Origin of the sequence: Streptomyces sp. NPDC028635 (assembly GCF_040637635.1) — a bacterium.
GTDB lineage: Bacteria > Actinomycetota > Actinomycetes > Streptomycetales > Streptomycetaceae > Streptomyces.
The window spans coordinates 35,062-57,188 of record NZ_JBEZWX010000037.1; the positions used below are offsets into that span (position 1 = coordinate 35,062).

Annotated in this window: 22 protein-coding genes; 14 read left to right on the top strand and 8 right to left on the bottom strand. The window is 73.0% G+C overall.

Translation table 11 applies throughout. The features are described from left to right. The first annotated feature begins 68 nt into the window (after window positions 1–68). The 5 genes from AB0E88_RS29055 (at window position 69) to AB0E88_RS29075 (ending at window position 6,564) form a co-directional block, all read left to right on the top strand. Complete coding sequence (locus tag AB0E88_RS29055) at window positions 69–1,055, top strand: alpha/beta hydrolase (protein ID WP_361636564.1); 987 nt, start codon at window positions 69–71, stop codon at window positions 1,053–1,055. Between the two features lie 122 nt (window positions 1,056–1,177). Further along, window positions 1,178–2,839, top strand: coding sequence for an NAD(P)/FAD-dependent oxidoreductase (locus AB0E88_RS29060; protein ID WP_361636566.1), 1,662 nt, complete (start codon window positions 1,178–1,180; stop codon window positions 2,837–2,839). Then, window positions 2,836–3,216, top strand: coding sequence for a hotdog domain-containing protein (locus tag AB0E88_RS29065; RefSeq protein ID WP_361636569.1), 381 nt, complete (start codon window positions 2,836–2,838; stop codon window positions 3,214–3,216). Before AB0E88_RS29060 ends, AB0E88_RS29065 begins: the two co-directional genes overlap by 4 nt. Window positions 3,217–3,223: 7 nt before the next feature. After that, complete coding sequence (locus AB0E88_RS29070; protein WP_361636572.1) at window positions 3,224–4,591, top strand: NAD(P)/FAD-dependent oxidoreductase; 1,368 nt, start codon at window positions 3,224–3,226, stop codon at window positions 4,589–4,591. A gap of 389 nt (window positions 4,592–4,980) precedes the next feature. Continuing rightward, on the top strand, window positions 4,981–6,564 hold the full coding sequence (locus tag AB0E88_RS29075; protein WP_361636574.1) for a long-chain fatty acid--CoA ligase: 1,584 nt from the start codon (window positions 4,981–4,983) through the stop codon (window positions 6,562–6,564). Between the two features lie 266 nt (window positions 6,565–6,830). On the opposite strand, the gene AB0E88_RS29080 is transcribed toward AB0E88_RS29075, so the two are convergent. Next, window positions 6,831–7,796 (bottom strand): pirin family protein, encoded by a 966-nt coding sequence (locus AB0E88_RS29080; RefSeq protein ID WP_361636577.1) that lies wholly within the window; start codon window positions 7,794–7,796, stop codon window positions 6,831–6,833. Window positions 7,797–7,963: 167 nt separating this feature from the next. Here AB0E88_RS29080 and AB0E88_RS29085 point away from each other — a divergent pair, with 167 nt between their 5' ends. From AB0E88_RS29085 to AB0E88_RS29100, 4 genes are read left to right on the top strand one after another with little or no spacing between them, the layout of a single operon-like run. Then, window positions 7,964–8,458, top strand: a complete 495-nt coding sequence (locus tag AB0E88_RS29085) for a MarR family transcriptional regulator (protein ID WP_361636580.1) — start codon at window positions 7,964–7,966, stop codon at window positions 8,456–8,458. Further along, window positions 8,455–8,904: a MarR family transcriptional regulator gene (locus AB0E88_RS29090; protein WP_361636583.1), complete on the top strand. Its 450-nt coding sequence runs from the start codon at window positions 8,455–8,457 to the stop codon at window positions 8,902–8,904. The genes AB0E88_RS29085 and AB0E88_RS29090 overlap by 4 nt, the downstream gene beginning before the upstream one ends. 59 nt (window positions 8,905–8,963) lie before the next feature. Next, window positions 8,964–9,344, top strand: a complete 381-nt coding sequence (locus AB0E88_RS29095) for a tetratricopeptide repeat protein (protein ID WP_361636653.1) — start codon at window positions 8,964–8,966, stop codon at window positions 9,342–9,344. 60 nt (window positions 9,345–9,404) lie between these two features. Further along, on the top strand, window positions 9,405–10,052 hold the full coding sequence (locus AB0E88_RS29100) for a peptide deformylase (RefSeq protein WP_361636586.1): 648 nt from the start codon (window positions 9,405–9,407) through the stop codon (window positions 10,050–10,052). Window positions 10,053–10,103: 51 nt separating this feature from the next. On the opposite strand, the gene AB0E88_RS29105 is transcribed toward AB0E88_RS29100, so the two are convergent. Further along, entirely contained in the window at window positions 10,104–11,534 is a 1,431-nt protein-coding gene (locus AB0E88_RS29105; RefSeq protein ID WP_361636589.1) for an NAD(P)/FAD-dependent oxidoreductase, read from the bottom strand. A gap of 182 nt (window positions 11,535–11,716) precedes the next feature. Between AB0E88_RS29105 and trxA the strand changes: the two genes are divergently transcribed. Further along, a complete protein-coding gene (gene trxA / locus AB0E88_RS29110) occupies window positions 11,717–12,100 on the top strand; it encodes a thioredoxin (RefSeq protein WP_361636592.1) in 384 nt (127 codons plus the stop codon). Between the two features lie 145 nt (window positions 12,101–12,245). Here trxA and AB0E88_RS29115 read toward each other — a convergent pair whose 3' ends face one another. Together AB0E88_RS29115 and AB0E88_RS29120 are read right to left on the bottom strand one after the other, a co-directional pair. Beyond that, window positions 12,246–13,292, bottom strand: coding sequence for a LacI family DNA-binding transcriptional regulator (locus tag AB0E88_RS29115; RefSeq protein WP_361636594.1), 1,047 nt, complete (start codon window positions 13,290–13,292; stop codon window positions 12,246–12,248). Between the two features lie 293 nt (window positions 13,293–13,585). Continuing rightward, window positions 13,586–14,275 carry a helix-turn-helix domain-containing protein gene (locus AB0E88_RS29120; protein ID WP_361636597.1) on the bottom strand — a complete coding sequence of 230 codons (690 nt, stop codon included), beginning with the start codon at window positions 14,273–14,275 and terminating at the stop codon, window positions 13,586–13,588. A 119-nt stretch (window positions 14,276–14,394) separates the two neighbouring features. Between AB0E88_RS29120 and AB0E88_RS29125 the strand changes: the two genes are divergently transcribed. Next, window positions 14,395–14,958: an NAD(P)H-dependent oxidoreductase gene (locus tag AB0E88_RS29125; RefSeq protein ID WP_361636600.1), complete on the top strand. Its 564-nt coding sequence runs from the start codon at window positions 14,395–14,397 to the stop codon at window positions 14,956–14,958. A 121-nt stretch (window positions 14,959–15,079) separates the two neighbouring features. Here the strand turns inward: AB0E88_RS29125 and AB0E88_RS29130 are convergent, their stop codons facing one another. Beyond that, window positions 15,080–15,448 carry a hypothetical protein gene (locus AB0E88_RS29130; RefSeq protein ID WP_361636603.1) on the bottom strand — a complete coding sequence of 123 codons (369 nt, stop codon included), beginning with the start codon at window positions 15,446–15,448 and terminating at the stop codon, window positions 15,080–15,082. Window positions 15,449–15,551: 103 nt separating this feature from the next. Between AB0E88_RS29130 and sigJ the strand changes: the two genes are divergently transcribed. From sigJ to AB0E88_RS29145, 3 genes are all read left to right on the top strand, one after another. Beyond that, the gene (sigJ, locus tag AB0E88_RS29135) at window positions 15,552–16,475 is read left to right on the top strand and encodes an RNA polymerase sigma factor SigJ (RefSeq protein WP_361636606.1); all 924 of its coding nucleotides are present in this window, start codon (window positions 15,552–15,554) and stop codon (window positions 16,473–16,475) included. Window positions 16,476–16,640: 165 nt separating this feature from the next. Further along, the gene (locus AB0E88_RS29140; RefSeq protein ID WP_361636608.1) at window positions 16,641–17,534 is read left to right on the top strand and encodes a hypothetical protein; all 894 of its coding nucleotides are present in this window, start codon (window positions 16,641–16,643) and stop codon (window positions 17,532–17,534) included. Between the two features lie 14 nt (window positions 17,535–17,548). After that, window positions 17,549–18,052 carry a hypothetical protein gene (locus AB0E88_RS29145; RefSeq protein ID WP_361636611.1) on the top strand — a complete coding sequence of 168 codons (504 nt, stop codon included), beginning with the start codon at window positions 17,549–17,551 and terminating at the stop codon, window positions 18,050–18,052. Window positions 18,053–18,126: 74 nt separating this feature from the next. Here the strand turns inward: AB0E88_RS29145 and AB0E88_RS29150 are convergent, their stop codons facing one another. The 3 genes from AB0E88_RS29150 to AB0E88_RS29160 form a co-directional block, all read right to left on the bottom strand. After that, on the bottom strand, window positions 18,127–18,816 hold the full coding sequence (locus tag AB0E88_RS29150) for a restriction endonuclease (RefSeq protein WP_361636613.1): 690 nt from the start codon (window positions 18,814–18,816) through the stop codon (window positions 18,127–18,129). A gap of 83 nt (window positions 18,817–18,899) precedes the next feature. After that, entirely contained in the window at window positions 18,900–20,474 is a 1,575-nt protein-coding gene (locus AB0E88_RS29155; RefSeq protein WP_361636615.1) for an amidohydrolase, read from the bottom strand. A 32-nt stretch (window positions 20,475–20,506) separates the two neighbouring features. Then, window positions 20,507–22,039, bottom strand: coding sequence for an APC family permease (locus AB0E88_RS29160; protein WP_361636618.1), 1,533 nt, complete (start codon window positions 22,037–22,039; stop codon window positions 20,507–20,509). Window positions 22,040–22,127 lie beyond the last annotated feature (88 nt).

The following is a 22,127-nucleotide window of genomic DNA, read 5'->3' on the forward strand; positions in this document are numbered from 1 at the left end:
ACTAGGATGGTGGGGCACGGTTCAGACCGTGTCAACACCCTTTTCATCTCGCTGGAAGGCGCCCGCACATGACCGAGCACGTCCCGCAGAGCTGGGAGCCCCTCGACGCCGACGCGCTGCTCGTCGCCCAGGCGATCGCCAAGGCCCTGCCGGTACCCGTCCGCGAGCTGGGCGCCCAGCCGGCGCGCGAGCTCTTGGCGAGCTCACCCTCCGACCGTCCGCTGACACCCCTCGACCGGGTCGACACGGTGACCGTCCCGACCCGTTCCGGGGACATCCGGGCGCGCCTGTACCAGCCGCCGGGCTCACCGGCCACGGGAGCGCGACCGGCGCTGATGTATCTCCACGGCGGTGGATTCGTCCTCGGAACCCTCGACGGCGTGGACGAGGTCTGCCGCGCCATCGCCGCTCGCTCCGGGTGGGCGGTGCTCTCCCCGGAGTACCGGCTCGCCCCGGAGCACCCCTATCCGGCCGCCGTCGAGGACTCGCTCGACACGCTCGCGTGGCTGCGCGGTTCAGCGGCGGATCGGGGCATCGATCCAGAGCTGATCGCCGTGGGTGGCGACTCCGCGGGAGGAAACCTCGCCGCCGCGCTCTGTCTCCACCTGCGCGACCACGGACTCCCGCTCCCCGTGGCGCAGGTCCTGGTCTACCCCCCGGTCGACGACCGGTTCTCCACGCCGTCCTGGACCCGGTTCGCCGACGCACCCCTGCTGACCACGGCCGATGCGCGCTGGCTGTGGGAGCAGTACATCGGCCCCGGCCGTACCGGCGGCGTCGATCAGTACGCGGCACCCATGAGGGCGGGGTCCCTGCGCGGGTTGCCGCCGGCCCTGGTGCTCACCGCCGAGGTGGACCCGCTGCGTGACGACGCCGAGGCGTACGCCGAACGACTGCGGCGCGACGGCGTGCCCACGACCGCCGTTCGCCACTCGGGCGTGTTCCACGGCTTCTTCACCGAGGTCGGTGTCTTCTCCCAGACCGACACGGCGATCGACGACGTGGTGCGGCATCTGCGAGGCGCGAGGGCCGCCCGCCCCGCGTCCACGTCGTGACCGCCGCGCCGGGCATTGACGAGGTCACGGCCCGTGGCTACATTCTTGGTCACCTGACCTAGACAAGTGACTAGCTCCGTGCTGTCCGCCTGGCCCCCGTGGACCACGAGAAGGCAGAGACCATGACCGACACCCCCTCCACCGCCCCGGTCGTCGACGTCCTGTGCGTCGGCGCCGGGTTCTCCGGCCTGTACGCGGCCTACAAGGCGGCCGAGCAGGGCTGGACGTTCGCCGGGTTCGAGACCGCCCCCGACGTCGGCGGCACCTGGTACTGGAACACGTATCCCGGCGCCCGATGCGACGTCGAGAGCGTCTACTACTCGTACTCGTTCAGCGAGGAACTCCAGCAGGAGTGGACCTGGAGCGAGCGCTTCGCCCCGCAGGCGGAGATCCTGAGCTACATCAACCACGTCGCCGACCGCTTCGGCCTTCGCCGGCACTTCCGGTTCAACTCCAGGGTGGTCGCCGCCGACTGGCTTCCGCAGGAGCACCTGTGGGAGGTGACCCTCGACTCCGGTGACACCCGCCGCGGCCGCTACCTCCTGGCCGGCTCGGGCGGACTGTCGACACCGAAGGACTTCGACGTGCCCGGCCTGGAGAACTTCACCGGGCTGACGGTGTCGACGAGCCGCTGGACGATCTCGGTCGACGACCTCGCCGGCAAGCGGGTCGCCGTCATCGGCACGGGATCGTCGGGCGTGCAGTGCATCCCGCTGATCGCCGAGGTGGCCCAGCACCTGACCGTGTTCCAGCGCACCCCCAACTACGTCTTCCCCGCCCGCAACGCGCCGCTGCCCGCGGAGACGGTCGCCGAGATCAAGAGCAAGTACCCGGCCATCCGCGAGGAGTGCCGGCAGTCTCCCGGTGGAATCCCGGACCGTCCCGTGACCGACTGCGCTTTCGACGTCTCCGACGCGGAGCGGCAGGAGCGCTACGAGCGGGCCTACGAGCGCAGCGGGTTCCTCGGGGTGGGCGCGGAGTTCGCCGATCTGCTCACCGATCCGGCGGCCAACGAGACCGCGGCGGAGTTCGTGCGTCAGAAGATCCGTCAGATCGTGCACGATCCGCGGACCGCGTCCCTGCTCGAACCCCGGTTCCACCCGCTGGGCGCCAAGCGCAGCTGCTTCGGCACCGACTTCTACGAGACGTTCAACCGTCCGAACGTCTCGCTCGTCTCGCTGCGCGACGAGCCGATCGCGACCATGACCTCCGGCGGCATCATCACCGAGAGCGGCTCCTACGACGTCGACGCCATCGTTCTCGCGATCGGTTTCGACGCCTTCACCGGACCCCTGTACGCGCTCAATGTGACGACGCCTCAGGCGGGCCGGCTCCAGGACGCGTGGCGGGACGGCGTGCGGACCTACCTGGGCGTCATGACCGCGGGATTCCCCAACTTCTTCATGATCGCCGGCCCGCAGAGCCCCGCGCTGGCGAGCAACGTCGTCGTGACGATCGAGCAGGCGGTCGACTGGATCGCCGACCTGATCGCCCATGCCAAGGAAGAGGGCGGCGACGTCATCGAAGCCACCACCGAGGCCCAGGACGACTGGGTCACCATCACCGAGGCCACGGTCAACCAGACGCTGTACGCGACCACCGACTCCTGGTACCGCGGCTCCAACGTGACCGGCAAGCCGACCACCTTCATGGGCTACGTCGGCGGCGTCGGCAAATACCGCCGTATGTGCACCGAGATCGCCAAGCGCGGATACCCCGGCGTCAGGATCGGCGGCGAGGCCGTCGCCCCCGGGATCGGCCGCATCGACGAGGAGATCGCGTGAACGTCGTCCACCAGCGGTACGTCGCCCACTCCGACGCCCACTACGCCGGCAACCTCGTCGACGGAGCGTTCAGCCTGAAGCTGTTCGGGGACGCCGGCACACACCTGGCGATCGTCGTCGACGGCCACGAGAGCCTGTTCGCCGGGTACTCATCGGTCGAGTTCCTCGCTCCGGTCCGCGGCGGGGACGTCGTGGAGATCGAGGCGCGTCTCGCGGCCAGAGGCAGGCGGAGCCGAACGATCGAGTTCGAACTGCGCGTCATCTGCCGGTCCTTGGACGAGACCGGCCGGGCGGAGGTGCTCGCCGAGCCCATCATCGCCACGCGCGCCCGGGGGACGGGTGTCGTCCCTGCCGAGGCAATCAAGAACGTGAATTGAGGAAGCCATGAACACATCCAGCGACGTGCGCGAAGAAGCCCGCGAGATCGTCGTGATCGGTGCCGGCATGGCGGGGCTGATGGCGGCGACCACGCTGTCCGATCGGGACGTCGTCGTGCTCGAAGCCACCGGCCGGGCCGGGGGGCGCGTGGAGTCGGTTCGCCAGGGCGACTACTGGATCAACGTCGGAACCCAGTTCACCGAGGGCACCGGCACCCTGATCGACGCCCTCGAACGCCACCAGGTCCCCATGGGCTCGCTGGCGGGGAAGAAGGTGGCCCTCGCGCTCAACGGAAAGCAGGTCGACACGTCGAATCCGTTCGGCCTGATGTTCCGGTCCCGGATGAGCTTCAGGGACCGGGTCGGACTGGCGGCCGTCGGCGCTCGCATCGTCGCGGCCGTACCGTTCCTGGCGATGAACCCCGACACATCCCTGGCAAGGCGGGTCCGGTCGGCACTCGACGCCCGCCCCGCGTCATACGTGCTGCGCGGCATCCGCTCCGACGTCGCGCGGGACATGGTCCGGTCCTGGTCCGGGCAGTGGATGGGGTGCGAGCCGGAGGAGACGGCGGCGACCCAGTTCGTGATCTCAATGGGCATACTCCTGACGGACCCGGCGAAGGTTCCCAACTTCTCCCTGCCGGAGGGAGGAAACCAGACGCTCACCGACATCCTGGCCGCCGACCTCGGCGACCGGCTGCGGCTCGACTCGCCGGTGACATCGGTGGAATGGACCGAGGACGGCGTAGTCGTGGACTACGAGGACGCGAGCGGACCGGCGCGGATACGCGCACGTCGTGCGATCGTGGCCGTTCCCAGCGACGTGGCCGTGAAGATCATGCCCGGCCTCCCGCCCGGGTACCGGGCGGCGTTCGACGACATCCACTACGGCCGGTACGTGGTGGTGGGCTACTTCACCCGCGAGGAGGGCCCGCAGCGGTGGGACGACTACATCGCCGTGTCGACGCCGCAGCTGTCCTTCCAGGCGATGTTCAACCATGCGGCGGCCCAGCGCGGTCCCGGCCCACGGAAGCCGGGCGGCGCGCTGGCCTGCTTCGCGGGCGGCGCGGTGGCCGACCGCCTGTTCGAGCTCACCGACGAGGAGATCCTCACCCGGTTCACCACCGACCTCCTGTCGCTCTACCCCGAGCTCGAAGGGAAGCTCCACGAGGGGATCGTCCGACGTCACCACCGCGTCGTGCCGTTCTGGGCGCCCGGCGGACGTGCCTCGCTGCCCACGCTGCGTGAGCACTTCGGCCCCGTGTACCTGGCAGGTGACTACCAGCTCGACATGCCCTCACTCGCCGACGCGGCCTCGTCGGGCGAGCGGGCCGCGCGGCAGGTTCTGGCGAGCCTGACCCGCACGGCGCGCTGAGGATCCGGCGCCCGCCGCGTTCTCCGGCCGCCCGCGGTGGGCGGCCGCTCCCCGACATCCTGGTCCGCGCCTTCGCGGCGGACCCGTGCACGAAAGGCGACCATGGCCGCCCCACAGAACCCCGCCCGTCAGGCGGACCGGCTCTGTCAGGACCTACTCTCTCCGGCTCAGACCCGGGAGTGCCGCGACCGAGTGCGGAAGATCGCCGCCGACGTCATCGCCCCCGCCGCACGCCGGTTTGCGAGCGGGGACGAGCGCGTCGACGACTTCCGGCGGGACGTCTTCGACGGCCTCGCCTGCGCAGGCACGGCCGCGCCGGGAAGCAGGCGCGGCCCACAGGATCCATCCGCGGACGGGCAGGCCCGCCGCGAGAGCCGTGAGGAATCACCATGCTGAACCTGTCGATCCTGCTCGAGGACTCGGCCCGCATGTACCCCGACCGCGAGGCTGTCGTACTGGGCTCGACCCGCCTGACGTACCGCCAGGTGGACGCCGCGGCCAACCAGGTCGCGAACCTGCTCGTGGAGCGCGGGATACGCCCCGGCGACAAGGTGGCCCTGAGCTGCCCGAATCTGCCGTACTTCCCTGTGGTGTACTACGGCATCCTCAAGGCCGGCGCGGTCGTCGTCCCGCTCAATGTGCTCCTGAAAAGCCGCGAGGTCGCGTACCACCTGGACGACGCCGACGTGAAGGCGTACTTCTGTTTCGAGGGCACCCCCGAGCTGCCCATGTGCGCCGAGGGCTACGCCGGCTTCCAGCAGGTCGACGCCGTCGAGCACTTCTTCGTCATCACCGGTGATCCGGCCGCCACCAGTCCCGTCGCCGGCGTCGAGACGCTCGGCGGTGCCCTGGCCGGCCATCGCGCAACGTTCGACTCGGTGCCGACCGAGCCCACCGACACGGCGATCATCCTCTACACCTCCGGGACCACCGGACAGGCCAAGGGCGCAGAGCTGTCGCATGCCAACACCGTGATGAACGTGCTGGCATGCAACCGCCTGTTCGGCAGCACGCCGGCTTCGGACAGCCACCTGCTCTGCCTGCCGCTGTTCCACACGTTCGGCGCCACGGTGCAGATGCACGCGGGCTTCTCGATGGCCGCCACTCTCCACCTCGTTCCTCGCTTCGACGCGCGCGAGGTCGTCGACCTGATGGGCCGCGAACCCATCACGTTCTTCGCCGGCGTGCCCACCATGTGGTGGGGGCTGTTGAACGCGCTCAGCGACGGCACAGACGTCAAGCGCATCGCGGACAACCTCCGGATCGGCATCTCCGGAGGTTCCGCACTTCCGATGGAGATCGCCCACCAGGTCAGAGAGCGCCTCGGGATCACGGTGCTCGAGGGTTACGGGCTGTCGGAGACCTCTCCCGTCGCGACGTTCAGCGACCCCGGCCGCGACCCACGTCCCGGCTCGATCGGGGTGCCCGTGTGGGGCGTCGAAATGAAACTCATCGACGACGACTGGGCCGAGGTGACCGGCAGCGGCCAGGTCGGCGAGATCGCGGTCAAGGGCCACAACGTGATGAAGGGCTACTACGGCCGGCCGGAAGCCACCGCCGCGGTGATCCGCGACGGATGGCTGCGCACCGGCGACCTCGCACGACGCGACGAGGACGGCTTCTACTACATCGTCGACCGGTCGAAGGACCTCATCATCAGGGGCGGCTTCAACGTCTATCCGCGCGAGATCGAAGAAGTGCTGATGACGCACCCCGAGGTCAGCCTGGCCGCCGTCGTCGGCGTACCTCACGACAGCCACGGCGAGGAGATCAAGGCCTATGTCATCCTCCAGCCGGATTCCTCGCTCACCCCCGAAGAGCTCGTCGTCTGGGCCAAGGCGCAGATGGCGTCCTACAAGTACCCGCGCATCGTCGAGTTCGTGCCCAGCCTGCCGATGACCGCCACCGGGAAGATCCTCAAGCGCGAGCTGGCCCGCAACGGTGAACAGCCCACGCGCGCAGCCACCCGGTAGCGCGGCCCATCGTCGAATCCGGGACCGGCGCCGACCGCCGTGAGCGTGGCCGCACGTGCGGTGGCGACTTGGACGGACGGCGGTTTCGAGTTCGGTCCCTACGGCGTCGGCAAGGTGATCTGCCGCTTGAGTATCTTGCCGCTCGGCCCCAGCGGGAGCCGGTCGACGACGGCGGACATCGGCGTCGCGCTCCTTGGCCGTCCCAGTCCGGGGGAGCCCGGCGCCCGGGCGGCAGGAGAGGCGGGAGGCGACCGTGAGCAGGGGCGTCAGCGCACCCTCCCCCGCGGTTTCAACGGCGTCGCCGGCAGCTCCGGGGCCGGTAGCGGAGCGCCGTCGTAGCCCTTTACCTCCCCGAACCGCGTCCCCTCCGTCCAGTCCCGCCGCGCCTGTTCGATCTCCTCCTGGGAGCGTCCGATCCAGTTCCAGAACATGATCAGTTCCTCCTCGAACGGCTCACCGCCGAGGAGCATCAGGCCCGCGTCCGTTTCGGCGCGCAGGGGGAGGTGCGTGCGGCCGCAGCCGAGATAGAGCATCGAACCGGGCAGGAGCGGTACGCCGTCCACGTGGGCCTCGCCCGACATCGACAGCACCGCGTACTCGAAGTCGGGCTCCAGGGGCAGGCGTACGTCCGCGCCGCGAGCGAGGGCGAGGTCCGCGCCGACGATCGGGGTGTACGCCGTGCCCGGCGAGGCCGCGCCGTCCAGGTCGCCGAGGAGCAGCGTGGCCGTGAGGCCCGGTGCCGTGACCGTCGGCAGGTCGGCGTGGTACTCGAAGCGCGGTTCGGTGTGGCGGTGGGCGTCGGGGAGAGCCACCCACAGCTGGGCGCCGTGCAGGAGGCGGGCGTGCGAGCGCGGGCTCTCCTCGGAGTGGCTGATCGCCCGGCCGGAGGTCATCAGTCCCAGTTGCCGGGGGCGGATCAGCTGGAGGCTGCCCGTGGAGTCGCGGTGCAGCACCTCTCCCTCGTGCAGCCAGCTCACCGTCTGCAGGCCCATATGGGGGTGCGGAGCCACCTGCATGCCGGGCTCGTCGGCGATGTCGTCGGGGCCGTAGTGGTCGACGAAGCACCAGGCGCCGACCATGCGGCGGCCGAGGTTGGGCAGCAGCCGGCGGACCTCGGTCGACTCGCCGAGCGGGACGCGGCGCGGGCTGAGGAGTTCGCGGACCGGTTCCGCCACGACGAAGCCACGGCCACCGCACACGGCGGGCACCGCCTGGCGATCGAGATTGCTCATACGGAACAACGTAGTCCCGTCCGGCCCGCCCCGTCAGTCCGTCGGCCGGGCACCACCTGTGCGTGCGATGCCGGCGGTGCCCGCCATGCGGTGGCCGTGGACGGACAGCCGTCGCACCCTCAGGAACATAGTAGCCATGGACATAGTAGCCATGTACAGTAAATGCCATGAGCAGCAACACGGACGACGGTCCGACCCCTGGTTACCTGGTGTGGCGCCTGTCGACGAAGTGGCGGGTCGCCGTCGATCGCGCCGTCGCCCCCCTGGGGCTGACCCACGCGCAGTACTCGCTCGTGGCCTCGCTGTACGGCATGTGGCGCACCGGCGAGCGGCCCAGTCAGCGGCGCCTCGCCGACCACACGGGGCTGGAGCCGCTCTACGTGTCGAAGCTGGCCCGTTCCCTCGAGGCCGCCGGGCTGCTGGAGCGCGCCCGCGATCCGCGCGACCCCCGCGCGGTCCAGCTCGCGCTGACCGCCCAGGGGCGGGCGACCGCCGAGCGGGCGATCGAGGTCGTCCAGGGGCTGCTCGACCAGCTGCTGCAGCCGCTCGGCGGCCTCGGCAGCGCCCGCACCCGGCGGTTCACGAGCGAACTGACGGCCCTGCTCGACACACCGCTCGATCCGTCGAACGTCCACGCAGACCCCGACAAGGAGCAGTCATGACCACCACCGCACCGCTCGCCGACAGCCGCGCCATCGGCCTGGCCCACTACGCCGCTCGCGCGGTCCTGGAGCAGGTGATGGGCCGCCACGGCCTGAGCTTCCTGGAGACCACCGTGCTGCGGCAGGTCGCCGCGGCCGAGGAGCCGCTCTCGTTCGACCGGCTCGTCCGGAGCGCCGTCGACGCCGTCAAGATCACCGCGGAGGAGGCGGAACGGACCGTCGACGCGCTGACCGGACGGGGACTGCTCACCGTCGACGACACGGGCACCGTCCGGATGACGACGGACGGCCGGGCGCTGTACGACGCGGGGGCCGCCGAGACCGCGCGGGCCTCGGCGCGCATCTGGGCGGACATCCCCGAGGCGGACCGGGCCGCGGCCGGCCGGGTGCTCGCCCTGGTGACCGAGCGGGCGAACGCGGAGCTGCGCACCCTCGGACACAAGTAGTGGAATATTGAACCAACGGCGTGGGTTGTCGGCCGCGAAGGAGGTCGGCCGTGCAGAGCATGTTCAATGAGGCGCAGGAGCCGCAGCAGTCGCAGGAGTCCGCGTACTACACCCACGGAACGCCCGCGGAGCGCTGGGAGCGCGCCCGGATGTTCTTCGACGCCAAGGACTACGCCGCCGCGGCGCGGGTGCTGGGTCCGCTGGTCGAGGAGGTGCCGGAGCAGACCGGGCCGCGCCTGCTGCTGGCCCGCGCCTACTACCACTCCGCGCAACTTCGGCGTGCCGAGAGCGAGTTGCGGCTCATCGTGGAGCGTGACCCGGTGGAGCACTACGCCCGGCTGATGCTGGGCCGCACCCTCGAGCGGCAGGGACGCGGCGAGGAGGCCGACACCCATCTGCGGATCGCCTCCGCCCTCGCCGGGGACTTCGAGGAGGAGTGAGTCCGTCGCCGTGGCCCGGAGGCCGCCTGTCCGCTCTCCGGGCCATGGCATGCTGGCGCGATGGCCTCTCCCCGTGATCACGCGACCCTGGCCGAGCGGATCGAGGAACTGCTCGCCCCCGGCGGCCCGTTGCCCATCGTCGCGGCCGGTGACCCCGTGCTGCGCAGCGGCACCGAACGCTACGACGGACAGCTCGCCCCCGCGCTGCTCGCCCGCTTCGTCGAGGCGCTGCGCCTCACCATGCGCGCGGCGCCGGGCGTCGGGCTGGCCGCGCCGCAGGTGGGTGTGGCGCTGCGGATCGCGGTGATCGAGGACCCCGCGCCGGTCACCGAGGAGGTCCGGGTGGCGCGGGGACGCGTGCCGCAGCCGTTCCGGGTGCTGGTGAATCCCTCGTACGAGCCCATCGGGCCCGAGCGTGCCGCCTTCTTCGAAGGCTGTCTCAGCGTGCCCGGCTGGCAGGCGGTCGTGGCGCGGCACGCGCGCGTGCGGCTGACCGCCGAGGACGAGCACGGCCGGGCCGTGGACGAGGTGTTCACGGGCTGGCCGGCGCGGATCGTGCAGCACGAGACCGATCATCTCGACGGCACGCTGTACCTGGACCGCGCCGAGCCTCGGTCCCTGTCGTCGAACGAGGCGATGGCCGGGCGGTGGAACCAGCCGACGCCCGACACGGCCGCCCGGGAGCTCGGCTTCCGGCTGCCGCGCTGAGGCGCGGCAGCCGGGCGCCGGCCCGCCCGAGCGACCGGCGCCCCCGTGCGTTCAGCCCCGGTAGGCCTCGAGCAGCCGCAGCCACACCTCGCTGATCGTCGGGTAGGACGGCACCGCGTGCCACAGCCGTCCGATGGGGACCTGACCGGCGACGGCGACGGTCGCCGAGTGGATCAGCTCGCCGACGCCGGGGCCGACGAAGGTGACCCCGCGCAGGATCTCGTCCTCGAGGTCGACGACCATACGGGCGCGGCCCTTGTAGCCGTCGCGGTACAGACCGGCCCCGGCGACCGACGCCATCTCGACGTCGACGGCGCGCACCCGGTACCCGGCCTGTTCCGCCTCGGCCAGGGAGAGGCCCACGGCGGCGGCCTCCGGATCGGTGAAGACGACCTGCGGTACGGCGTGGTGGTCGGCGGTGGCGGAGTGGGCGCCCCAGGGCTCGTGCTCGGGCAGCTCGTCGCCGGCGGCGCGGGCGGCGATCGCGGCGCCGGCGATCCGCGCCTGGTACTTGCCCTGGTGGGTGAGGAGGGCACGGTGGTTGACGTCGCCGACCGCGTACAGCCAGTCGGTGCCGGTGACGCGGAGGCTGTCGTCGGTCTCCAGCCAGGCGCCGGGCTTCAGGCCGACGGTGTCCAGGCCGATGTCGTCGGTGCGCGGGGCGCGGCCGGTGGCAAAGAGGATCTCGTCGGCCTCGATCCGGTCGCCGGAGCCGGTGACGGCCACGACGGTGCCGTTCTGCCTGCTGACGGACTCCACGGAGGTGCCGGTTCGCACGTCGGCGCCGGCCTCGGTGAGGGCCTCGGCGACCAGCTCGCCGGCGAACGGCTCCATCCGGTTGAGCAGGCCCTTGCCCCGCACGAGGAGCGTGACCTGTACGCCGAGACCCTGCCACGCGGTGGCCATCTCGGTGGCCACCACTCCCCCGCCGACCACGATCAGCCGGCCCGGGACCTCCTTGGCGCTGGTCGCCTCGCGGCTGGTCCACGGCTTGACGTCGGCGAGTCCGGGCAGGCCGGGCAGCTGGGCCCGGGTGCCGGTGCACACGGCGACGGCGTGCCGGGCGGTGAGGGTATGGCGGGTGCCGTCGGGCGCGGTGACCTCGACGGTGCGGGGACCGGCGAGACGGCCGTGTCCGCGGTACAGGTCGGCGCCGATGCCCTCCAGCCAGCGGACCTGGCCCTCGTCGTTCCAGTCGGAGGTCTCATAGGTGCGGTGGGCGAGCACTTCGGCCGCGTCCAGCGGGCCCTGCACCGCACGTCGCAGGCCCGGGGTCCGCCGGGCATCGGCGTGGGCGATGACCGGGCGCAGCAGGGCCTTGCTGGGCATGCACGCCCAGTACGAGCACTCACCGCCGACGAGTTCGCTCTCCACGACCGCGGTGGTGAGGCCGGCCGCGCGGGCGCGGTCGGCGACGTTCTCCCCCACGGGTCCGCCACCGAGCACCACGACGTCGTACGCGATCGTTTCCGTTTCCGTCATGGGGTCAGTCTGGTCGGTGGCGGGCGTCCGGGCCACCAAACCGCCGGATCGCGGCGCGGGTGTGCGCCCTCGGGACACAGGTGTGCGCCCTGGCCACATGGGTACGTGCGCGGAATACGCACGTCGTCGGCTGTGTTGTGCCGACGCCCGCCCCCCGACACCAGGAATGAGGGATGCACGCCATGAGCAGCACCGTGGAGCTCACCAAGGAGAACTTCGACCAGATGGTCACGGACAACGATTTCGTCCTGATCGACTTCTGGGCGTCCTGGTGCGGGCCGTGCCGTCAGTTCGCGCCGGTGTACGAGAAGGCCGCGGAGGAGAACCCGGACCTGGTGTTCGGCAAGGTGGACACGGAGGCGCAGCCCGAGCTGGCCGCCGCCTTCCAGATCCAGTCGATTCCGACGCTGATGATCGTGCGCGACCAGGTCGCGATCTTCGCCCAGCCCGGTGCCCTGCCGGAGGCCGCCCTCGCGGACGTCATCGGTCAGGCCCGCAAGCTCGACATGGACGAGGTGCGCCAGTCGATCGCGGCGCAGGAGGGCCAGGCGGGACAGGGGCAGTAGCACTTCGCGGCTCGTCCGCCGGCGTGGGGCAGCAGGGGTTTACGGCTCGCCCGCCGGCATGGGAGGAGTCTTCGGCCGGAACGGGGGCGCCCGGGCCGGAGGCTCCTTTTTCGTGCGCTCTCTCCGCCCGCCCCGCGCGCGCCTCTCAGCTGGAGTCGCGGTGCACCACCGAGGCGCCGACCACCTTGTGGACGCCGGGTGCGGCACCCGGCTCGCGGACCGCGCGGTCGACCAGGTCGGCGAGGTCGCTCCCGGACGGCAGTTCGATGTGGACCGTGCTCAGCCGCGGCCGCAGCAGCCGGCCCAGCATCAGGTCGTCGGCCCCGACGACCGCCGTCTCCTCGGGCACGCGCACGCCCTCGTCCTGCAGGGCGCGCATCAGCAGCATCGCGTACTCGTCGTTGTACGCGAACACGGAGTCCAGCCCGAGTCCACGCCAGCGCGCCGCGAGCCGGGCGGCCGGTTCCTCCTCGTAGGCGAGGGGCAGCGCGGTGACCGTGGCGTCGGTGCCCCGCAGGGCGCGGCGGGCGCCCTCCAGACGGGGGCGTGAGAAGGACTCCAGTCCCGGTTCCTCGGGGACGACGACACCGACCCGGCGCCGTCCGCGGGCGTACAGATGGGTGGCGGCGGCATGGCCGACGCCCTCGTGGTCGAGCAGCAGGGCGTGGGCGCCCTCGACGGCCTCGGAGCCGAGCGTGAGCACGGCGCGTGCGCCGGCCCGCTTGAGGACGGCGACGCCGTCGGGGCCCAGGCCGGTGCCGGGGACGAGGACGGCGACGGGCCGCAGTTCCGCCCAGGCGCGGGCGGCGTCGTCGCCCTGGACGCCGACCGTGCCGTACTGCACGACGGTGTAGTCCAGGCGGCCGAGCGCCCACTGGAGTTCGTTGAGGAAGCCGCTGTACAGCGGGCCGACGGGGATGGCGGGGGCGGGCATCAGGACGATGCGGCTGTGCCCGGCGCGCAGGCTGCGGGCGGCCGCGTGCGGGACGTAGCCGAGTTCTTTCGCGGCCTCGTGCACACGGCGGCGGGTGGCGTCGCTGATCCGTACGGCGCTGGTGTTGTTCAGCACGTAGGAGACGGTCGCGCGCGAGACGCCGGCCAGCCGGGCGACATCGGCGCTCGTGGGGGCGGGGCGGGGTGCGGGCGACGCGGGCGGGGGCGTGTTCGGTATCTGCACCATGACGGTAGGCATCTTGGCAGAGGCGGCCGGGACCCTCCTGTCCGGGGCGGCATGCTGCGCCGTGGACGCGCCTCGCGGGCTGCTGGAGAGTGGCGCACGACTGAGCCGGGGCCCCGGGCTGGGCGACGGACCCGGGGGCTCGGCGGCCGGTGGATGATCCGGAAGTCCGTCGGCACGCCGGCGGGTCGGGCGATCGGCGCCCCGCTCATCAGCCGGGGCCGGACGGCGCGGCGGGAACCGGATGCGCGGCGGCTACAGCGGTGTGGAAGGCGGCCGCCGCACGGCGCGGTCCGCGGGGACCGGTGTCAGCAGCAGGACCGGGTGCCGGTGCCGGTGACACGGTCGACGAGGTCCATCCAGCTCGCCTCCAGCCGCTCGACGGGCATGCGGCACTGGCGGGTCAGGTGGTGCACCAGGGACGGGCTGAGCTGGCCCATCAGCGCGTGCGCCAGCAGCTCGGTGTCGGCGTCCGGGACCGCCTGGCGCAGCAGCAGGGCGACGTGGCTGTGCAGCACCCGGCGCGGCGGCACGACATAGCGGCGGTCCGGGCTCGGTTCGGCGGCCAGTTCCAGTTCCAGCTCGGCGACGGTCCTGCGCAGCAGCGCGCACCCGAAGGCGCGCAGCCGCTCCACGGGCGGGGCGCCGGGACCGAGCGGCGGCGGCCCGCTGAGGAACGCGGCCTGGAACTTGCGCTCGGAGTGGTCCAGCAGCGCGGTCAGCAGTCCGGTGCGGTCGCCGAAGCGGCGGAAGACGGTGCCCTTGCCGACGTTCGCGGCGGCCGCCACGGCCTCCATCGTGACCCCGGCCACGCCGTGCTCGGCGATCAGCCGGGAGGCGGCGTCGAGGAGCTTGGCGCGGTTGCGGGCGGCGTCGGCGCGCAGGCACGGCTCGTCGTCGGCGGCTCCGAGGGTGAGCAGGTCGGGTGCGCCGACGATCAGGTCGGGTGCGCCGTCCATCTCCTGGGGGTGCGGAACGGGTGGCAGGGGCACGGACATGAACTCAGCGTAAAGCATGGGAATGAAACTGGACCGCGGTCCGGTTAGGGTGATAGAAAAATAAACGGACCCCGGTCCGGATCGTTGACAGCAGTCTTTCAGCAGCCCTTGGAGTTCCCATGTCCGTTCGTATCCTCGCCCTGGTCGGCAGCCTGCGCGCCGGTTCGCACAACCGTCAGCTCGCCGAGGCCGCCGTCAAGCTCGCCCCCGAGGGCGCCGAGGTCGTGCTGTTCGAGGGACTGGCCGACATCCCCTTCTACAACGAGGACGTCGACATCGAGGGCAACGTCCCGGCCCCGGCCGCCGAGCTGCGCGCGGCCGCCCAGGCCGCCGACGCCTTCCTGCTGTTCTCCCCCGAGTACAACGGCACCATCCCGGCCGTCCTGAAGAACGCCATCGACTGGCTGTCGCGTCCGTACGGCGCCGGCGCCTTCGGCGGCAAGCCGGTGGCCGTCATCGGCACCGCCTTCGGCCAGTACGGCGGCGTGTGGGCGCAGGACGACACCCGCAAGGCCGTCGGCATCGCGGGCGGCAAGGTGATCGAGGACATCAAGCTCTCCATCCCCGGCTCGGTGACCCGCTTCGCCGAGACCCACCCGGTGGACGACGCCGAGGTCGCGGCGCAGCTGACCGAGGTCGTCGCCCGTCTGCACGGCCACGCGGGCGAGGCGGTCGCCGCCTGACACCGGGTCCCCGACCCGGCACTCCCGGCCTGACGGCGAAGGGGTGGCAGCTCACGGGCTGCCACCCCTTCGCCGTGTCCTCGAGCCCTGGAGCCCTTGCGGACGCGCCGGCGTGGGGCCTTCAGCGTCGGGACAGGGCCAGCACGCTCAGGCCGAACATCAGGACACCGAGCGGAACGTGGACCGAGGGGACATGCGCGATGCCGAGCACGACCTGGACGGAGGCCAGCGCCAGGAATCCCGACGCGTACAGGATCGGCCGGGGCGAGTCGCCGCCCGGCTTCCACGCCAGCACCGCGGCGAGCACGTACAGCATCGACGCCGCGTACATGACGCGCGCCCCCACACCGTGCAGGGTCTGTCCGTAGGACGAGGTCAGCAGCAGTCCGGCGGAGACCGCCTGGAGGAAGATGGTCAGGGTCTGCGCGGCGAGCGCGATCCTCAGGAACGAGGATGTGCGCCGGGAGTTCGCCGTCACCTCGGTGGCCATGTCGGGTCCCCTTCTTCTCCGCCCGCGGGCGGTGGATCGATAAGGTCTCACCGGCCCGACGACACGGGCCCGCGAAAGGTAAGGCGAGGGGGCGGCCGCACGTATGGGACCTGGCGGGACCGGCGCGCAGGAGATATCCGGCGAGCGACGGCAACTGATCAACGTCGCCTACCGGTTGCTCGGTTCCCTGGCCGAGGCCGAGGACGCCGTGCAGGAGGCCTACGCCCGCTGGTACGGGCTGTCGCCCGGCCGGCGGGCCGAGATCGTGTCCCCCGGCGCCTGGCTGACGACGGTGACCTGCCGCATCTGCCTGGACGTGCTCGGCTCGGCCCGTGCCCGCCGGGAACGCTATGTCGGCGCGTGGCTGCCCGAGCCCCTGCCCGACCGCACCGAGTGGGGCCGCCACGCCGGAGGCGCCGACACCTCCGGACCCGCGGACCCCGCCGATCAGATCGTCCTCGACGAGTCGGTGACCATGGCGTTCCTCGTCGTATTGGAGTCGATGACGCCCGCCGAGCGGGTGGCCTTCGTCCTGCACGACGTCTTCCGCTATCCGTTCGCCGAAATCGCCGGCGTCCTGGAGCGCAGCCCCGCCGCCTGCAAGCAGCTGGCCTCCTCCGCCCGGCGGCGGGTGGGGTCGGCACGCCCCGCGGTGACGGCGACCGGGCGGGCCGACGTGGTGCGGCACGTCAAGGAGGCGTGGCAGAGCAAGGACATCGCGGCCCTCGTCTCGCTCCTCGACCCGGCCGCCGTGATGACCGCCGACGGCGGGGGCGTGGTCGGCACGGTGCTGCGTCCCGTCGAGGGCGGTGCGCGCATCGCCCAGTACATGGCCGCCATCGCGGACAAGGCTCCGGACCTGGAACTCCTGGAGCGGTCGGTCAACGGCATGCCGGGCCTGGTGGCCCGGCGCGCCGGCGTCGTCGCGACCGTGGCCGCCTTCGACGTCCGCGGCGATCGCGTCACCCGGATCTGGGTGGTCCGCAACCCGCAGAAGCTGCGGCCGTGGGCACGGCAGACGGCCTGACCGTCAGGGGGCCGGCCGACGCGGACCGGCCGCCGGTGTCCCCTGTGTCCGGCGCGCGCAGGGCCGCCGGAGAATCCGCGCAGGAGTCTCACACGGACTGCACACAGCCTTTCAACAGGCTCGTTAGCGTGACTGGCCGTCCGTACCACCGTCAGGAAGACGCCGATGGATTACTGCTCCTCGTGCCGCCGCCACCTCAACGGCGCCCTGGTGTGCCCGGGGTGCGGCGCCTACGCGCCGGACATAGACCCGGGCTTCGACGCCGAGCCGGCCGCCACGGCGCCGGCCGGACAGGCGGTGAGCATCGCGCCGGCCCGCGGGGCGGCGCACACCGCGCCGGTCTGGGACGGGCCGGGCACCACACCGGTCCAGGGGCCGTCGGGCAGCGCGCCGGTCTGGGAACCGGCGGCCGCGGTCGCCGAGGACGCAACGGGCGGCACCCAGGACGTCGCGTACGACGGTGGTTCCGCGCCGTCCGGCCGGGCAGCGCGGCGCCGGCAGCGGGCCCGCTGGCAGAAGAACCGGCGCCGGGCGGCGGTGGCGACCGCCGTCGCGCTGGTCGGCGGCGGGCTGACGGTGGCCGCGATGGACCGCGGCTCCGGGAGCCGCGCGCAGGCAGCGACCACGCCGGACGACCACACCATGAACGTGGCCGAGGTACCGGCGCAGACCTACGCGCCTCCGGTGGCCCCCGAGCCGCAGCGCCCCGCCACCCACGCGGCGCCGAGACACGCGGCGCCGACCGCGCCCCCGGCCCGGCACACGGACAGCGCCGGGGCGCCCGCCGCCGTACCGACGACGACGCATGCCCGGCCGCGGTCCGCGGTCCCCGCGCAGCCGGTGATCCCCACAGTGCGGCAGCAGCACGCCTCGCTCCCGCAGCCGTCCGGCGCCCCGGTCACCGACCCCGGCGGCACGTCCACGTCGGCGCAGCAGCCGTCGACGCCCACGGGCTCCGGGAGCGGCACCACGCCCGCTCCGGCTCCGCCGAACACCTCGCCGTCGAGCACGACGCCGTCGCAGCAGCAGCTCTGCCTGCTCGTGGTGTGTCTCGGCTGACGGGTTCGTCGTCCGTGACGAGCCGTCACGAGGTGCGTCTGCACCGCATGGGCCGCTGGTGGGCCGTCGACGTCCCCGGCCTGGACGCGCACACCCAGTGCCGCACGCTCGACGAGGCGGAGGATCTGGCACGCGGTCCGCTCGCCCAGGCGCTGGGGACGGCGCCGGAACAGGTAGCCGTGCGCCTGGTGTTGCCGGAGCCGGCGCCCGAGCTGGAGGCCGTGGCCGGGGCTCGCCGTCGGCGGGAGGCCGCGGTGGCCGCCGAACGGGAGGCGGTCGGGGCGGCCGTGCGCATCCTGGTCGACACTCTCAGTGTGGGTCCGGGCGATGTGGACCGGCTGCTGGGCCTCGCCCCGGACCAGGTGGCCCGCCTGACGCCCCGGCGCACCTCGGCCACGACCCGCCTCACCCGCGTTACCCCGCCGGCCCATCCCCGCACCGACACGCGCCCGGCCCCGCGCGCGAGCGCGTCGCGGCGCCCGCAGGGTGTGCCGGGCGGAGGGCCCGCGCCCCGCTGACGCGGCACACGGCAGCCGCCGCCCGGTGCATGCCGAGCGTCCGCCCCCGGCGGGCCGGCGGCCGGTGGCTCTCCTCACTTGCCGTATGCCTGCTTCCAGCGGGCCCGGTGGCGGGCGTCGCCCTGGCCGTGACCGCTCACCGCGCCGAGGGCAGGCAGCGGGGTGCCGTTGTGCCACAGGCCGAGCAGGTCGCGGTGGACGGCCAGGATGCCGTTGTACCGGGCGAAGTCCTCGGCGGGGCGGCTGAACCGGGTGGTGGTGACGAACACGGCCACCTCGGCGCCGAAATGCACCTTGGCGCCGAGAAGATCGCGCAGTTCGCGGCTGGCCACGGTACGGCTCGGCGCGTACCGCTTGCACTGGACGACCATCGTGCGGCCGTCCGGCAGCCGCCCCATGACGTCGGCGCCGCCGTCGTAGGCGCCGCCGACGCGGCGCACCCGGGTGCATCCGTCGCGCCGGCACAGCGCGGCGACGAGATCCTCGAACTCGCCGCCGGTCATGGCGTCGACGCCGGTGAGGCTGCGCCGGCCGGCCTCCACGGCCTGTTCCCTCCGCCACCGCCGGTCCTGCCCGCGCAGTCCGCGGTCGGTGCGCCACAGCCACCAGCCGCCCGCCGCCAGCCCGCCCGCGAGCACCACGGCGAGGGCGTACCCCCAGCCGGCCGCCGCACCGGCCACCAGCAGCACGGCGGCCAGGCCCGCGCCGTACGCCGCCGTCCCGCGCCCGCGAGCGGATCCGCCCCGTCCACGCCCAGCCGCCACGCCGCCTCCCCTGCCGTCCGTACCGGCAGTGTGGGCGGGGGTGGCGCGACGGCAGTAGGCCCGCGTCGGCCAACTGTGCGCGCTCAGCCCACCGTTCGGTGCACGATGTGGCCGCCGGTCACGGTCAGCGGCACCGGGGCGTCGGCGACCTCGTCGGCGGGGGCTTCGACGGGATCGACGCCGAGCGCGGTCAGGTCGGCGCGCAGCCCGACGGCGACACGGCCGGCGACGGTCTGCTCCCCGGCCGCGAGCGCGGCGTGGGTGGTGCAGCCCTCCAGGGCCTGCAGGCCCGTCAGCCCGGCGCGGTCGGAGGCGGCGCCGCGGGGTGCGCGGGCCGTGGCGAGCACGGCGCGGGCGTCGTAGTGGGCGATCGGCCAGTCGGAGCCGAGGGCGAGGACCGCGCCCGCGTCGCGCAGGTCGCGCAGCCGCCAGGCCCGCCCGGCGCGGGTGCCGCCGAGGCGGGTGGACCACTCGTCGGTGCGGTCGGGGCGGGTGTAGGCGGTGTGCGGGGGCTGCATGGAGGCGATGACGCCGAGCGCGGCGAAGCGGGTGACCGTGTCGTCGGGCACGGACTCGATGTGCTCGATCCGGTGGGCGAACCGGGCGTCCTCTCCCAGCGCCTCGACGGTGTCCAGGACGTGCCGCACGGCGGCGTCGCCGATGGCGTGCGTGGCGGTGCGCACCCCGGCGCGGTGCAGGAAGCGCACGGCCTCGCTGTAGGCCTCGGGGTCGGGCCAGAAGGCCTCGGTGCCCTGTCCGTGGCAGTCGGGGTGCTCCAGCCAGGCGGTGCCGCCCTCGACGGTGCCGTCCATGAAGAACTTCACGCCGCCCACCCGCCAGTGCCGTCCGCCCCGGCGCTGCGCGGCGACGAGTTCCTCCAGCGCGGCCCGGTCGGCGCCGGGCATGCACCAGGGGGCGAAGCGCAGCCGCACCGGCAGGACGGTCTCCGCGGCGACGGCACCGACCAGGTCGGGGTCACCGCCGTCCATGACGTGGGCGCCGGTGACGCCGGTCGCGGCCATGCCGGCGAGCAACTGGACCAGCCGCGCACGGCGTTCGGCGTACGGCAGCCGGGGTGCGACCTCGTGGACGAGGTCCATCGCGGCGTGCTCGACGAGGTGCCCGGTGAGCCGGCCGTCGGCGTCGGTGGCGATGTGGGAGCGCTGGGCGAAGGCGCGCGGGCCGGTGATGCCGGCGGCCTTCAGTGCGGCGCCGGTGACGAGGGCGGAGTGGCCGTCGTACAGGCGCAGGAAGGCCGGGGCGCCGTCCAGGACGTCCTCGACGAGGGCGCGGTCGACGGGGTGGCCGCCGAAGGCGTTGTGGTCCAGGCCCCAGCCGAGGACCCAGCCGTCCGTGCGGGGCGCCGTGGCGAGCGCGGCACGCAGGCCGTCGAGGTCGCGGACGTGGGACAGGTCGGTGCCGGAGGTCATCTCCAGGCCCCACACCGGGTGGCTGTGCCCGTCGACCAGGCCGGGCACCAGACTCGCCCCGGCCAGGTCCACCACCTCGGTGCCGGCCCCGCACCAGTCGCGCACGGCGCTCTCGTCGCCGACGTAGGCGATCAGTCCGTCGCGGACGGCGACCGCGCGGGCCTCGGGCCGGTCCGGGTCGAGGGTGCGGACACGGGCACCGGTGAGGACGAGGTCGGCGGTGGGCATGGGGCTCCTTGGGGCTCGGCGGGGCGGTCGGGTCAGTCGCGGGCGAGGGCGGCCGGTTCGGCGGGGGCGGCCGCGGGATCGCTGCCGGGTTCGGCGGCGAAGTGGGCGTACACGCTGGGCCGGTGGCGGCGCAGCCAGGCGGCGAGGGCGAGCCCGATGAGGAACACGGCCGGAACGACGGCGGCGAGGACGGTGTTCACCGTCGCGGAGGCGCCGGTGAACAGGTCGAGGTGGGTGATCACCAGGGCGATGGCGGTCGCCAGCAGCACCACCGCGGCCACGGGTGCGACGACGGTACGCAGGACGCCCTCGGTGTGCCGGACGCGCCGGAAGTAGAAGGGGATGGCGAGGGCGGCCAGCAGTTGCAGCGCCAGCAGGCCGAGCATGCCGGGGGTGTTGACCCACAGCAGCAGCTGGTCGTACGGGTCGGCGCCGGCCGCGGCGAAGGCGAGCACGACGGCGGCGCCGAGCACGGTCTGGCCGATGCCGGCGACGTACGGGGAGCCGTGGCGGGAGTGGACCCGGGCGAGCGCCCTGGGCAGGACACCCTCCTCGGCGAGGGCGAGGCCGTAGCGGTTGATGGCGTTGTGGAAGGCCAGCAGGGAGGCGAGCACGCTGGTGACGATGAGGACGTGCATGACGTCGGCCGCCCAGCCGCCCACATAGGTGGTGATCGCGGAGAAGAACAGCCCGGCGGGGTCCTTCCCGGCCGCTTCCACGACGTGGCTGTCGCCGAAGGCCTGGACGGCGATCCAGACCACGAAGGCGTAGAAGAGACCGAGGAAGCCGACGGCGATGTAGGTGGCGCGCGGGACCGTGCGATCCGGGTCGCGGGCCTCGCGGCGGTAGATGACGGTCGACTCGAAGCCGGTGAACGCGGCGAAGGCGAACGCGAGGACGGCGGCGGTGCCGGGCACGAAGACGTTGCCGGGGGTGAAGGAGGCGAGGGACAGTCCGTGCGCGCCGCCCTTGAGCAGGACACCGCCAGCGAGCAGCACGAGGATGCCGGTCTCGGCGACCAGCAGGACACCGAGCACCTTGGCGCCGAAGTCGATCGAGCGGTAGCCGCCGTAGCCGATGACCAGCAGGCCGGCCAGGGAGACGGGGAGCCAGGGCAGGTGCGAGCCGGTCAGCGCGTGGACGGTGTCGCGGGTGGCGGTGCCGAGGAGGCCGTAGACGCCGATCTCCATGCCGTTGTAGCCGACCAGGGCGAGCAGGGCGGCCCCGACGCCGACGCTGCGGCCGAGGCCGCGGGTGATGTACGCGTAGAAGGCGCCGCCGCCGTGGACGTGGCGGCTCATGGTGGTGAAGCCGATCGCGAAGACGGCGAGGGTGACACCGGCCAGCAGATAGCCGACGGGTGCGCCGATCCCGCCGAGCAGGATCGCCAGCGGGGCGACGCCGGCCATGACGGTGAGCGGGGCGGCGGCGGAGACAACGAAGAACGCGATGTCGGCGGTGCCGAGGGAGCCGCTTCTCAGCGCTGCGGCGGGCGGGTTCGGGGTGGGGATGTCGGGCACGGCGAAGCCCTTCTGAGCTGCGGGCAGGGGGCGGGGCACGGGCATGCGGGATCTCCGGCGCCGTAAACCGAAAGGCTTTCGGTTTACGCAATGTAACCTCCTCTTCAGACAGCTGGGAAGACCCCGAGGGGGA

Coding starts and splice junctions, on each gene's coding strand:
- AB0E88_RS29055 (WP_361636564.1), top strand. CDS start 69: ATGACCGAGCACGTCCCGCAGAGCTGGGAGCCCCTCGACGCCGACGCG.
- AB0E88_RS29060 (WP_361636566.1), top strand. CDS start 1,178: ATGACCGACACCCCCTCCACCGCCCCGGTCGTCGACGTCCTGTGCGTC.
- AB0E88_RS29070 (WP_361636572.1), top strand. CDS start 3,224: ATGAACACATCCAGCGACGTGCGCGAAGAAGCCCGCGAGATCGTCGTG.
- AB0E88_RS29075 (WP_361636574.1), top strand. CDS start 4,981: ATGCTGAACCTGTCGATCCTGCTCGAGGACTCGGCCCGCATGTACCCC.
- AB0E88_RS29080 (WP_361636577.1), bottom strand. CDS start 7,796: ATGAGCAATCTCGATCGCCAGGCGGTGCCCGCCGTGTGCGGTGGCCGT.
- AB0E88_RS29085 (WP_361636580.1), top strand. CDS start 7,964: ATGAGCAGCAACACGGACGACGGTCCGACCCCTGGTTACCTGGTGTGG.
- AB0E88_RS29090 (WP_361636583.1), top strand. CDS start 8,455: ATGACCACCACCGCACCGCTCGCCGACAGCCGCGCCATCGGCCTGGCC.
- AB0E88_RS29095 (WP_361636653.1), top strand. CDS start 8,964: ATGTTCAATGAGGCGCAGGAGCCGCAGCAGTCGCAGGAGTCCGCGTAC.
- AB0E88_RS29100 (WP_361636586.1), top strand. CDS start 9,405: ATGGCCTCTCCCCGTGATCACGCGACCCTGGCCGAGCGGATCGAGGAA.
- AB0E88_RS29105 (WP_361636589.1), bottom strand. CDS start 11,534: ATGACGGAAACGGAAACGATCGCGTACGACGTCGTGGTGCTCGGTGGC.
- trxA (WP_361636592.1), top strand. CDS start 11,717: ATGAGCAGCACCGTGGAGCTCACCAAGGAGAACTTCGACCAGATGGTC.
- AB0E88_RS29115 (WP_361636594.1), bottom strand. CDS start 13,292: ATGCCTACCGTCATGGTGCAGATACCGAACACGCCCCCGCCCGCGTCG.
- AB0E88_RS29120 (WP_361636597.1), bottom strand. CDS start 14,275: ATGTCCGTGCCCCTGCCACCCGTTCCGCACCCCCAGGAGATGGACGGC.
- AB0E88_RS29125 (WP_361636600.1), top strand. CDS start 14,395: ATGTCCGTTCGTATCCTCGCCCTGGTCGGCAGCCTGCGCGCCGGTTCG.
- AB0E88_RS29130 (WP_361636603.1), bottom strand. CDS start 15,448: ATGGCCACCGAGGTGACGGCGAACTCCCGGCGCACATCCTCGTTCCTG.
- sigJ (WP_361636606.1), top strand. CDS start 15,552: ATGGGACCTGGCGGGACCGGCGCGCAGGAGATATCCGGCGAGCGACGG.
- AB0E88_RS29140 (WP_361636608.1), top strand. CDS start 16,641: ATGGATTACTGCTCCTCGTGCCGCCGCCACCTCAACGGCGCCCTGGTG.
- AB0E88_RS29155 (WP_361636615.1), bottom strand. CDS start 20,474: ATGCCCACCGCCGACCTCGTCCTCACCGGTGCCCGTGTCCGCACCCTC.
- AB0E88_RS29160 (WP_361636618.1), bottom strand. CDS start 22,039: ATGCCCGTGCCCCGCCCCCTGCCCGCAGCTCAGAAGGGCTTCGCCGTG.